The organism is Cyanobium sp. BA20m-p-22 (genome assembly GCF_024346275.1).
Lineage (GTDB): Bacteria > Cyanobacteriota > Cyanobacteriia > PCC-6307 > Cyanobiaceae > Cyanobium_A.
In genome coordinates this window covers 1-11,565 of record NZ_JAGQCQ010000086.1, presented here as the reverse complement: position 1 = coordinate 11,565, position 11,565 = coordinate 1, and the positions used below count along the sequence as shown (strand labels likewise).

Sequence of the window (11,565 nt, the reverse complement as noted above, 5' to 3'; positions counted from 1 at the left end):
CCTCTGCTGCTCGTCCCAGAAGCCTCTTTGGCCCATACTAGGGATGCAATTAACTATCCAAATTATAAGCTATTGCCGCCTCAACGCAAGGGCTGATCGTATTTTTCGAGGTGCCCTTATGATGGGAAGGAAAGGGATACGCACATGGCCGCGCCGGTAATTATCTACGCCCTCGACGCTGCCGACCTTTCTCTCCTCGAACCGTGGATGGCCGAAGGCCGCCTCCCGCATATCGCCGGGCTGTGGCGGAATTCCGCCCTCCGGCGGATTGGCGGACCCGGCTACTGGGATGAGGTCGGCTCCTGGCTCACGGCTTATTCCGGCGTCCCGGCGACACAGCACGGCTACTACTCCGCCCGTCGCCTCAAACCCGGGACGTATGAACTGGAGACCGAACCTCTCGCCTCGGCCCACGCCCGCCCCTGCTGGGAGTCCAGCAAAAATCCCAACTTCCGGTCCCTCATCCTGGACCCCATCGAAGTCACACCGGGCGCCTACACCGGCGGAGCGCAGGTCCACAATCTCCTGGCCCACCAGGAAACCTATGCCGCCGGCCCGCCCTTCGCAATTCCCGATTCCGCCCGCGCGCTCGTCCGTCGAATTTGGGGGAGACGCCGCAATCCGGGTTTCAAACAATTCCACGAACCACTGGACTTCTACCAGCGGCAGCTCGCGCTCAATCTGGACTTGTCACAGCGAAGGCGCCTGCTGTTTCACGAACTGATTCGCGGAAACGAATTCGATTTACTGGTTGTTGGAATTAACCTGCACGACATCGTGCATCTGCTCTGGCCGTTCCAGCAAGGCCGCGATGATCCGCGCGACCCCCACCGCCAGCTCGCCCACGGCGTGCGAACCGTCTACGAGGAGGCCGATCGGGAGATCGGCGAAATCCAGAAACTTCTTCCGCCGGATTCAACCGAAGTGCTGCTGTCGCTATATGGGGTCAAAGACCAATACCCCACCCAGGAACTCAGTCAACGGCTCCTGGAACTGCTTGGCTACCAGGTCCCCTTCACCGGCGACGGCGTTTCCTGGAGTCCCCTCGGTGTTGCCCGCCACCTGCTGCCGGAGTCCCTGCGCTTCCAGATCAGCGCGCTCCTTCCCGATCGCCTGCAGCAATCGCTGCTCAGTAGCGGGTTCGCGCGCAGTATGGATTTCCGCCGTTCGCGGGCGTTCGTTGTGCCGACAGGCCCAGGCCTGTTCAGCTCGCACATCCGCGTGAACTTGAAAGGGCGCGAGCCAACCGGCTGCGTGGCTCCGGGGCGCGACTACGAAGAGCTGATCAATGACCTCGAACGCCAGTTCCGCGCCTTAATCGATCCGGTAACAGGCAAACCCGCCGTCGCCTCGGTCCTTCGAACCGCCAACGAGTTCATCGACGGCCCAAGCCAGCTCCTGCCCGATCTCTTCGTGCACTGGAAATCCTCCCGGCATTTCCTGCGGAGCGTCGTTCATCCCCAGGGGGAGATCACCCAGGGCCGCCCCCACTTCTTCCGCGATTCCTTCCATGGCGCGCCGGGCTTCGCCGCCTTCCGGGGGCCGGCCATCGAGCCTTCCGCCTCCAAGGACTGCTCCATTCTCGATATCGCTCCCACACTCCTACGCCTCCTTGGCGAACCACCTTCGGCCTCCCTGCCCGGCCGGGATGCCCTGGCGTCCTGACCTATGCGAATTCTCTTGGTCAGCGACTACGGAGGTCTGAACGGCGGTGCAGAGATTCAGTTTTTTGGGCTGCGCGACGGACTGCGTACCCGCGGTCATGAGACGCGCGTCCTCACCTCTACCGCCGGCAGCAAAGCCGGCGACCCTGCGGTCGACTATCTGGCCTTCGGCACAACCTCCTCCTTCCGGACCTTCCTGCAGAGTGCGAATCCCTGGGCAGCTTCGGCGTTCCGCCAGGCGCTGCGGGATTTCCGGCCGGACGTCGTTCATTTGAATCTCTTCCTCACGCAGCTCTCGCCCTTGCTGATGCGTGTACTCCAGTCCCCGGAGTTTGAATCAATCCCGTGTGTCTACTATGCCCATTGGCAGCGCGCGCTCTGTCCCATCGGCATCCGCATGCTCCCCGGCGGAGTGGCGTGCCGGGTTCCGTGGGGGCTCGACTGCTACCGGAACGGGTGCCTCCCCCTGCGCGACTGGGTACCTTTGATGCTCCAGATGCGAGCCATGAGAACCTGGTTTGGCGCCGTGGACCGGGTCGTGGCCATCAGCCATTTCGTGCGGGAGCGCCTGGAGGAAGCGTCGTTTCGGAATGTGGAGGTCATCTATGGCGGCGTCAACGACCATGGCCCCAGGCCGCCCCTGGCTGGTCCGCCACGCATCGGCTTTGCGGGCCGTCTGGTGCCGGAAAAGGGTGTGGACGTTCTGCTGCGGGCCTGTCATCTGCTCCACGGTGAGTTTCCCCATTTGCTTCTCGATGTCGTCGGCGACGGACCGGATCTGTCCACCGTGCGCGCCCTGGCACGGGAACTGGGGTTGGCGGACTGCGTCACCTTCCATGGAAAGCAATCGCAACAGGACATGGAGCAGATATTGCAGCATGCCTGGGTGCAGGCCATCCCGTCGGTTTGGGAGGAACCCTTCGGCCTCGTCGCCGTCGAGGCCGCCATGCGGGGAACAGCCGCGGTCGTAAGCAGCGCGGGCGGTCTGGCGGAAATCGTGGTCCACGGCGAAACGGGTTTGCACGCCACCATCCGCCCGGAACCACTGGCGGCGGCGCTCAAAGTATTTCTGAAGGACCCGGCCGTCGCCGAGCGGGCTGGCGCGGCCGGCCGTCGCAATGCCCTCGCGCGATTCCCTCTCGAACGCAATGTGGACCGGTTCGCCGATCTCTACGCGCGCTTGTTGCAAGCCAAGGCGGAGACGGCCTAAATGGAGCCGGAATTTTCAGTCATCATCCCCTCCTATCGCCGCCCCGCCGAACTGGTGCGCTGCCTGCGCGCGCTCGCCCTCCAGAACTTCCCGCGCGACCAGTTCGAGGTGATCGTTGCCGACGATGGAGGCGGAGGGCTGGAAAGTGTCCGCGATTTCGCGGTCCAAAGTTTCTCTCAATGTGTCTTCGTAACCCAGCCCCGCTCCGGCCCGGGCAGCGCCCGCAACCTTGGTGCCAGCCACGCGAAGGGTCGCTACTTGGCCTTCACCGATGATGATTGTGAGCCGTCTCCCGATTGGATCTCCACTCTCGCCGTCACGCTCCGTGCCCATTCGGACGCTCTGGTCGGGGGCCATACCGTGAACGCTCTTTCCGGCAATCGGTATTCCGCCGCCAGCCAGCAACTGATTGATTTTCTTTACGACGCCTTCACGGACTCGGGTCGCTTCTTCACCTCGAACAATTTCGCGATGTCGCGCAGCTTGTTTGCTTCGCTTGGCGGTTTCGATGTCACGTTTCGGCTCCCTGCTGGCGAGGATCGCGACTTCTGTTCCCGTTGGGCGGCCAACGGGCGCTTAATTTATTCGCCGGCCGCGCTGGTTTATCACTCTCACTTTCTTACGCTGTCTGGGTACTGGCGGCAACATTTTCGCTACGGGCAAGGGGCCCACCAACTGTTAAAACGGATGGGCGAGTCGGGGCGCCCGCCCATCCGTGTCCAATCGCCCGGCTTCTATTTCCGTTTGTTCGCCAGCCCCTTTAAGAGCGCTGCGGGCTCCCCGGCGCAGCGCCTTGCCATGGCGATTCTGTTAGGGCTGTCGCAGACCGCCAACGTATGCGGCTTTGCGCAGGAAGCGATCAACCAGTGGCGAAGGCGCCTCGCCCGCTCGGCATAAGCCACGCCGAAGCCGCACGGCGGTGCAGGGTCTGCCGGGGGAAAGGGGCATAGCCCGTCGGCAACTGGATGTTATTCGGCGACGGGGTACCAGGGCTTGGGATCGGCAGTGGAACCGGCAGCAGAGGGGCGTGGCGGTCATCCTCAAGCAGCGACTTGATTACCCATAAACCTCCGCGACCCTGAGATTCCTTTCTGTGAGCGGCATGCAGCAGCAGACCGCATTGGTGATCCGCTCTGTCATCCCAGCCATCGAGAATCGACGGTTGAAGCGGAAGCAGGCTCAGTCAGAGATTGCTTCTGAGCTAAAGCCATTTACGGCTGTGATCCTGACGTGAATTGGATGACCCGCTTCGTTCAAGGAGACGGCTGCAACGATGGGGATCTTGTTGTGCAGCAGCCAGGCCGTGTCGTAGTTGACGCTCAAGTGGCGGCTGAGCTCTAGTACACAGATCCCAGTTTACCGCTGCGTGGAAGCCTTATGGCTAGGGCCTGGCCGATCAGATAAAAGGCTAGAAACCATGTGGTCAGCGGTAGCCCGCTGGAGGACCTCCGCCTTGGGCTGCGCATCTGATCGAAACCGGATTCGGCGAACACCCCATGGAGGGGACGGCGAACTCCGCAGGAGAATGCCGGCAAAAGCAGCATCAAAGAGGCGGCAAAAGCAGCAGTAAGCTGTCGGCAACCACCCCATCAAGGCGCAGGGATGCCGGCGTATCGCCCCCGAATCGTCGATGCCGAGCTGCTGGATCAGCTCCAGTCCGCAGGGGCTGTCGTGATCGAGGGACCGAAGGCCTGCGGCAAGACCATGACGGCAACCCAGCAGGCGGCCTCCAGGGTGCTGTTGGACGTAGACCTCGCGGCTCGGCAGGCACTGGCCGTTGATCCAGCGCTGGTTCTGACAGGCGCCAGGCCCCTGCTGCTGGATGAATGGCAGGTAGAACCTGGGCTGTGGAATCAGGTGAGGCGGGCCGTGGATGCCGCGGATCAGCCAGGCCAGTTCCTGCTGACTGGATCGTCGGTGCCGGCCGATGACGCTGATCGCCACACCGGCGCTGGGCGGTTCTCCTTCCTGCGGATGCGTCCGATGACCCTGTTCGAAGCAGGTGTCTCCGCGGGTGGGGTGTCGCTGCAGCAGCTGTTCGCGGGTGAGGCCCCACGATCGGCCGATCCCGGCCTCACGGTGCAGGATCTCTGCGCCCTGATCAGCATCGGCGGATGGCCGGCACAACAGGGCCGGCCGGTGAAGGCGGCGCTGCGGGCCGCCCGCGACTACCTGGAACAGGTTCGGCAAGTGGACATCAGCCGGGTGGGGGAGCATCGCCGTGATCCCGTCAAGGTTGGGTATCTGCTGCGGGCCCTTGGGCGGCATTCGGCCACGGAGGCGCGCCTGGCAACTCTGGCCGCCGATGCGGTGGGTGGGGGCGCGGCACTGGATGAGCGCACCGTGTCCGACTACCTGCAGGCGCTGGAGCGGCTGATGGTGATCGAGGATCAACCCGCCTGGGCCCCCCACCTGCGCTCCAGAGCAAGGCTGCGTAAGGCACCGAAACGGCATTACGTGGATCCCTCACTGGCTGTGGCAGCGCTGGGAGCTGGCCCGGAGCGGCTGCTGGCGGATCTGGAGTTGTTGGGCCTGCTGTTCGAATCCCTGGTAATCAGGGATCTGCGGGTGTACAGCCAGCCGTTGGATGGGGAGGTGCTCCATTACCGCGATCACTACGGTGTGGAGGTGGATGCGATCGTGCAGCTGCGCGACGGCCGCTGGGGAGCGATCGAAATCAAGCTGGGCGAAGGTCAGGTGGAGCAGGCAGCCGCTGGCCTGCTTCACTTCGCCCGCCAGATCGACACAAGCCGAACCGGCCCGCCAAGTTTCCTCGCTGTGATCTGCGGCAAGGGCTATGGCTATCGACGTGATGATGGGGTTGTGGTGGTGCCGGTGGGGGCGTTCGGGCCCTGATCGCGGCCTCGGGCTTCCCAATCTCGGTGCGAAGGTTCAACTTGATGTGCTGCCGGTAGTAATCGTCAGCCTGCGGTGGCGAATCGGACAAGCTGGCGCGCTGGCCAAGCTGGGCGATCTGTTGATCATGCGTCTCCTCCTGCTCCGGTCATTGAGCCTTCGAGTTGCGCCTTTCGGCTCCATATTTTGAGTAATGCCATATTTCGAGTAAGTTTATATTTTGAGCCAACTCCACATTTTGACTCGATTCCACACTTTGAGACTGGCTTGGGTTGTGCCCCTGCTGTTGCCCTTGCTTCCCGCGGCCGGCTTGGCCCAGAGCCAGGTGCAGCTCGCCTGCAGCGGCACCCTGTTGGAGGCCCGGGGCAGCGCCGAACTCAAGCGAATCACAGCCAACCTGCGCTTTTCCCTGGCCCTGGAAGCGGAGGCTGCCAGCAGCGAGGCCGCGCTGGCCAGCCTGCAGGGGCGCCTTGCCGCGGTGCGCACCAGCTTGAAAAATCTCCAGGTGGTTGACCTGGAGGTCACCTCCCCCACCACCTGGCAGCGGCCCGCCAGTCGCCCTAGCCCTGAGCGGGTGGTGGCCAGCCTTCAGGTGTCTGGCCAGCTGGCACCGGCCAGGCTGCAGGCCCTGGTGCGGGGGGTGGGCGGGCTGCAGGGGGTTCGGCTCGCCCCGGTGGCGACCGAGGCCGATCGGCCGGGGGATAGGGCCGCCCGCGCCACCCTGCTGCGGGCCGCCTACCAGGACGCCCTGCAGCAGGGGTTGGATATAGCGGGTGCCATGGGGCTCAAGGGGGTGCTCATGCCCATTGAGGTGTTGCTGGAAGGGGGCTCCAGGCCTGGGCTAAAGATGGTGATGGTGGCGGAGGCAGCCCCTTTTGATCCGGCCGAGCTGGCTGCGCCTGTGGATCGGCTCAGTCTGCAGGTGCGCTTCTGCGCCCGTTGACATAGAAGGTGGCAACCTCGCCCAGGCCCTTGGCCTGGACCAGTCCGCGGGATTCCAGGGCAAAGGTGTCATCCAGCAATTCGGCCGTCTGGGTAGAAATCTGTACCCGCCCCGGGGTGCCGCTAGATTCCATCCGGCTCGCCACATTCACCGTATTGCCCCAGAGGTCGTAGGTGAATTTGTTTTTGCCAATCACCCCTGCCACCACCGGGCCGCTGTGGATGCCAATTCGCATGTTCAGGTCTGTTTGGTTGGCCTGGTTGAACTGCGCCATGGCTTCCAGCATGTTTACTGCCGTGGAGACCACAGCCCTGGCATGGTCGTTTCGGGCCTCCGGTAGGCCTCCCACCAGCATGTAGCAGTCGCCGATGGTCTTGATCTTTTCGAGGCCGGCATCCTCCACCAACTGGTCAAATTTGGAGAAGAGGCTATGGAGCACCTCAACTAATTGCTTGGCGGTCATGCCCTGGGAGAGCCTGGTAAAGCCCACCAGGTCGGCAAATAAGACTGAGACATTGGCGTGGCTGTCGGCGCAACGTTGTTCGCCACCCTTGAGCCGTTCTGAAATTGCAACCGGCAGAATATTGAGCAGCAGCAGCTCTGATTTTTCCTGTTCCTGAATCAGCCTGAGGTGTTGGGATTCCAGCTGTTTTCGCTGGATGATTTCCAGATCGCGCAGCCTTTTTTTCTCCAGTGATGAGGTAAGTCGTGCCCTAAGTAGCACCTGGCTGAAGGGTTTGGGCAGGTAATCCTCGGCACCCATCTCAATGCAGGCCACCACTTCGTCTATTGATTCGCCGCCAGATATCACAATTACGGGCAGGCTCCTGAGCTCCGAATTGGCCTGCATGCGAGCAAGAACGGCGAGCCCATTCATCTGGGGCATCTCCATATCCAGCAGCATCAGATCAAATTCCTCCTGCTTGAGGCGCTCCAGGGCATGCTGGCCATCGACGGCCTCCTCAATCTGCCCAATTCCCAGTTGACGCAGGGAGCGGGCAATGCCCATGCGCAGCATTTTGCTGTCGTCCACCACGAGGATGCGGGCCGCGCTGAGTAGCTCGGCGCCGGGCAGTTCAGATTCGTCCATGCCAGGGGCTCAGGGTTTGATGGTGTTTAGGGTTTCCACAATGGCCTGGGGCATGGCCTGCAGGTGGACGCTGCGGTCGACCACACCCAGTTCAACGGCGGCCCTGGGCATGCCGTAGATCACACTGCTGGCTTCGTTTTGGGCCAGGGAACAGCCGCCCGCCTCCTTGATCGATCCCAGGCCGCGGGCCCCATCTCGCCCCATCCCGGTGAGCACCACCCCCAGGGTGTGCGCTCCGGCGACGGCCGCTGCGGAGCGGAACAGCACATCCACGGCCGGCCGGCAGTGGTGAACTGGCGGGGTTTGCACCAGGCGCACCCGGTATTGATCCTGCTTGACGATCATCATGTGATAGTCCCCCGGGGCAATCAGGCAGACGCCCGGCAGCAGTGGATCATTGTCGGCTGCTTCCCGCACCTCCATGGCACTGAGGCCGTTGATGCGTTCGGCCACGGCCTTGGAAAAGTAGGCCGGGATGTGCTGCACGATGGCAATGGGCGGCAGATCGGCTGGCAGGGCAGGCAGGATGTAACGCAAGGCCTCGACGCCGCCAGTTGAGGAGCCGATCACCACCAGGCGGCGATCCATTCCCGCAGGGGCTCGGGGACGGCTGGGCAGGTTGGGCTGGAGCTTGGTTGTGGGCAGGGGTGCAAGATCCCTGCGGGCCCTGGCGGCGGCCTTGATATGAAAAGCCAGCTTGCCGGCCAGGGCGCCGATGGAGCTGCTGCCGTCGGGTTTGGCAAGCACCTCCTTGGCTCCAGCCTCCATGGCATCGAGGGCCAGCTTGGAGCCTTGCTGGGTCAGGGAGCTGATCACCACTACTGGTAGGGGGGAGTTCTCCTGCTTGAGCTGGCGGAGAAAGGTAAGGCCATCCATGCGTGGCATCTCCATGTCCAGGGTCAGCACATCGGGATGGAGTTTCGGAATTTTGTCCATGGCGATCAGGGGATCGTTGGCAACGCCGACAACCTCAATATCAGGATCCATCTGCAGGGTGTCGGTGATGGTCTTGCGAACGAGCGCAGAGTCGTCAATCACCAAGACTCGGATTTTTCTGGTCATGGGGAGTAGAGATGCAAGCGACTAAGAGCTTTTGCGGTAGACACCGCCACCAAGGGATTGGAAATCATGCTTGAAGCAGGCCAGGCTATCGCAGTGCCCGATCACCAGAAATCCGCCCGGTGTGAGCATGCGATGCAATCTGGAAACCAGCTGGGATTGGGAGTCTTGGGCAAAGTAAATGAGCACATTACGACAGAAAATAAGATGAAGTTGTGCCGGTAGGGGGTAGGTTTCCTGGAACAGATTAATTCTTTCAATTTTGACGTGGTCGAGAATTTCTGGCTTGACCCTGCATTTGCTTTCATAGATATCGCGGCCCCGCTTGAAGTAGCGCTGCAAAAACTGAGGCTGGGGTAGGTTTAGGCTCGCTTCCTGGTAAATAGCCGTTGTGGCCACTTTTATGGCTTTGCTGGAAATGTCACTGGCATATACCAGCCAGTCAGGCTTGGGTCCTGCCTGCTTGGCCAGGTGCTCACTGATGGTGATTGCCAGCGAATAGGCCTCTTCACCTGTAGAGCTAGCGGCAGACCAGGCTAATAATTTGCTGGCAGCACCCGGGCATTCTGCCAAAATTTGATCTAGTATTTCGGAGCTAAGCCGATCAAAGTGCTGCAGTTCACGGAAAAACTGGGTGTGGTTGATGGCAACAAGGTCGATAAGGGTATGGATCTCCGCATTATTCTGGCTTTGGCTGATATAGCGATAATACTCGTCCCAGGATTTTAGGCCTAGTTGCAGCAGCCTGGACTTGAGGCGGCTGGTTAGCATTGTTTGCTTGTTGTCGCCCAGCTTGATGGAGCTATGCTTGTGAACCAGTTCACGGATGCCCTGGTAGACGGAGTTAGATATGGGCTGCTCAGATGGCCCCTGCCTTGCTGTGCTGCTAACAACCATCAGTAGTTGCTAAAATGCTCATCTAAATTTGATTCTGGCCGATCTTGCTGGCCGGATGGGTCCGGTTTTGCCGAGCTATTTTTGCCATCCAGCTCACTGGCCAGCTCATTTGAGGAACCATCTATCACCGCACGCAGCGCTCCAGCGGTTTGTTGCTGCATCGATGCTTGCTGGCGCATTTCTTCGGCTGCGCTGGCGATTTGCTCTGTATTGATGGCGCTGGATTGGGCCACTTTGCTCATTTCCTGAATGGCAATAGTGACTTGCTCAATGCCTTGCGCTTGCTCTTTGGTTGCCAGGGCAATTTCGGAAACAAGGTTATGTGTTTCCTGAACTTTACTGCCAATTCGGCTGAATGATTCTCCGACTCCAGTCAAGCATTGGGCCCCTTGGCGACTGCTTTTGATCGAGGCCTCGATCTTGGTTTCTGATTCGTTGGCTGCGGCCGCACTGCGCTGGGCCAGGGAGCGTACCTCCTCGGCAACTACCGCAAAGCCTGCACCGGCTTCCCCAGCCCTGGCCGCTTCTACGGCAGCATTGAGGGCAAGAATGTTTGTTTGAAAGGCGATCTCATCAATGCTTTTAACAATTTTGACAACCTCATTGCTTGAGCGCTCTATCGCGGCCATGGCTTCGGTCATCTCCTTCATGCTGGCCATGCCTTCGCTGGCACTTACCTGGGATTCGCTGGCTAAAGTTCTAGCGTGATCAGCATTGCGGGCTGAGGAGTGGATCATGCTTGACATCTCCTCCAGGGAGGCACTGGTTTCTTCAATGGCACTGGCCTGCTCACTTGCGCCCTGGGCCAGCTGATTACTGGAGTCGGCAATCTGATTGGAAACTTGGAGAAAGCGCCCTGAGCCCTTGCCAAGATCAGTGACAATCCTATCTAAGGGGCTGGCAAAATCCCTTTGCATGATGTAAAGAACTACATAGGCTGTTGCCAGCAGTAGAAGTGTGATCAGCAGCAGTATTTGGTTTGCCCGCTGGGCGCTGGCGGCGGCTTCCTGCTCGCTCTTAATTATTTCCAGGTTAGAAATGTTAACCAGCTTATCATTTATTTGACTGTGCTCATAGAACAGTTTGTCCAGCTCCTTAAATACCGCCAAAGCGGTCTGCCTGTTGCCTGAAGTCAGCGCAGGCAACAAGCTTGAGCCGACCAAGTTTATGTAGTTGCTGGCCAGGGCATTTGAATCCTTGGTTAGCAAAAATCTCTCTTCTTCGGTGATATACTTATTGGCACCCCAATATCTTAGCCTCTCTTCATAGGCTTGCTGAAGCCTTGGCAGGGCACTGCTAAGCCTTGATATATTCGCCGAGCTGGCCACCGCCTTCCCATTGGCGATGTTGGTAGCATCCAGCATGGCCCGGGTAACGTAATAATGCAGCTCGATAATGAAGTTTGGTGGCGGCAGTATGTCGGCTATCAAATCCTTGCTGGCAACAATTTTTTCATAGGCAGGGCTGTTGATCGAGATCGTTCTGCTGAGAATGGTGCTAGCTATTAATTCGCCAACTAATGCGACTGTGACCAGGGCAGCATTGGCCCGAATTAGAACTTTTAGATTGAGCTTCATTGGTCTTGCTCCGGTGCCAGGGCGGTAGTGGTTTGGAGGTTGCCGGCATCTTTGAGAAGTTCAGCGACACTAAGAATTGCTAGAACGGAATCTTTGTATTTGGCCATCGCTTGAATGAATTTGCCGTCAACCGTGTCGCAAAAGTCTGGTACGGGTTCGATGGCGCTTTGTTCAATGAATACCACTTCGTCAACCAGGTCAACCTGCAGTCCGACTAATTGGTCAGGACTTGCGGCGGTATGGTGGTGTACAACGATGATGCAGGCCCT

10 protein-coding genes and 1 pseudogene are annotated in these 11,565 nt (G+C 60.1%); 5 read left to right on the top strand and 6 right to left on the bottom strand.

Going from position 1 to position 11,565, the window contains the following annotated elements; genetic code table 11:
- The first annotated feature begins 144 nt into the window (after positions 1–144).
- The 3 genes from KBZ15_RS09200 to KBZ15_RS09190 are packed head-to-tail and all read left to right on the top strand — an operon-like array spanning position 145 to position 3,771.
- Complete coding sequence (locus KBZ15_RS09200) at positions 145–1,665, top strand: hypothetical protein (RefSeq protein ID WP_255014891.1); 1,521 nt, start codon at positions 145–147, stop codon at positions 1,663–1,665.
- 15 nt (positions 1,666–1,680) lie between these two features.
- Positions 1,681–2,874 carry a glycosyltransferase family 4 protein gene (locus tag KBZ15_RS09195; RefSeq protein WP_255014890.1) on the top strand — a complete coding sequence of 398 codons (1,194 nt, stop codon included), beginning with the start codon at positions 1,681–1,683 and terminating at the stop codon, positions 2,872–2,874.
- Positions 2,875–3,771, top strand: a complete 897-nt coding sequence (locus KBZ15_RS09190; protein WP_255014889.1) for a glycosyltransferase family 2 protein — start codon at positions 2,875–2,877, stop codon at positions 3,769–3,771. It begins immediately after the preceding gene.
- A 285-nt stretch (positions 3,772–4,056) separates the two neighbouring features.
- On the opposite strand, the pseudogene KBZ15_RS09185 reads toward KBZ15_RS09190, so the two are convergent.
- Positions 4,057–4,307: pseudogene (locus tag KBZ15_RS09185) on the bottom strand (hypothetical protein); the annotation flags it as partial.
- A gap of 169 nt (positions 4,308–4,476) precedes the next feature.
- Between KBZ15_RS09185 and KBZ15_RS09180 the strand changes: the two are divergent.
- Both KBZ15_RS09180 and KBZ15_RS09175 read left to right on the top strand, forming a co-directional pair.
- A complete protein-coding gene (locus KBZ15_RS09180) occupies positions 4,477–5,730 on the top strand; it encodes an ATP-binding protein (protein ID WP_255014888.1) in 1,254 nt (417 codons plus the stop codon).
- Between the two features lie 286 nt (positions 5,731–6,016).
- A complete protein-coding gene (locus tag KBZ15_RS09175; protein WP_255014887.1) occupies positions 6,017–6,673 on the top strand; it encodes an SIMPL domain-containing protein in 657 nt (218 codons plus the stop codon).
- Here the strand turns inward: KBZ15_RS09175 and KBZ15_RS09170 are convergent.
- From KBZ15_RS09170 to KBZ15_RS09150, 5 genes are all read right to left on the bottom strand, one after another.
- On the bottom strand, positions 6,642–7,763 hold the full coding sequence (locus KBZ15_RS09170) for an adenylate/guanylate cyclase domain-containing protein (protein ID WP_255014886.1): 1,122 nt from the start codon (positions 7,761–7,763) through the stop codon (positions 6,642–6,644). The genes KBZ15_RS09175 and KBZ15_RS09170 overlap by 32 nt on opposite strands.
- Before the next feature lie 9 nt (positions 7,764–7,772).
- Positions 7,773–8,825 carry a chemotaxis response regulator protein-glutamate methylesterase gene (locus KBZ15_RS09165; protein WP_255014885.1) on the bottom strand — a complete coding sequence of 351 codons (1,053 nt, stop codon included), beginning with the start codon at positions 8,823–8,825 and terminating at the stop codon, positions 7,773–7,775.
- A gap of 21 nt (positions 8,826–8,846) precedes the next feature.
- Entirely contained in the window at positions 8,847–9,719 is an 873-nt protein-coding gene (locus KBZ15_RS09160; RefSeq protein ID WP_255014884.1) for a protein-glutamate O-methyltransferase CheR, read from the bottom strand.
- The gene (locus KBZ15_RS09155; RefSeq protein WP_255014883.1) at positions 9,719–11,296 is read right to left on the bottom strand and encodes a methyl-accepting chemotaxis protein; all 1,578 of its coding nucleotides are present in this window, start codon (positions 11,294–11,296) and stop codon (positions 9,719–9,721) included. The genes KBZ15_RS09160 and KBZ15_RS09155 overlap by 1 nt, the downstream gene beginning before the upstream one ends.
- Positions 11,293–11,565: chemotaxis protein CheW (locus KBZ15_RS09150; RefSeq protein ID WP_255014882.1), on the bottom strand; the 273-nt coding region annotated here is incomplete at its 5' end. The genes KBZ15_RS09150 and KBZ15_RS09155, both read right to left, overlap by 4 nt.

Coding starts and splice junctions, on each gene's coding strand:
- KBZ15_RS09200 (WP_255014891.1), top strand. CDS start 145: ATGGCCGCGCCGGTAATTATCTACGCCCTCGACGCTGCCGACCTTTCT.
- KBZ15_RS09190 (WP_255014889.1), top strand. CDS start 2,875: ATGGAGCCGGAATTTTCAGTCATCATCCCCTCCTATCGCCGCCCCGCC.
- KBZ15_RS09180 (WP_255014888.1), top strand. CDS start 4,477: ATGCCGGCGTATCGCCCCCGAATCGTCGATGCCGAGCTGCTGGATCAG.
- KBZ15_RS09170 (WP_255014886.1), bottom strand. CDS start 7,763: ATGGACGAATCTGAACTGCCCGGCGCCGAGCTACTCAGCGCGGCCCGC.
- KBZ15_RS09165 (WP_255014885.1), bottom strand. CDS start 8,825: ATGACCAGAAAAATCCGAGTCTTGGTGATTGACGACTCTGCGCTCGTT.
- KBZ15_RS09160 (WP_255014884.1), bottom strand. CDS start 9,719: ATGGTTGTTAGCAGCACAGCAAGGCAGGGGCCATCTGAGCAGCCCATA.
- KBZ15_RS09155 (WP_255014883.1), bottom strand. CDS start 11,296: ATGAAGCTCAATCTAAAAGTTCTAATTCGGGCCAATGCTGCCCTGGTC.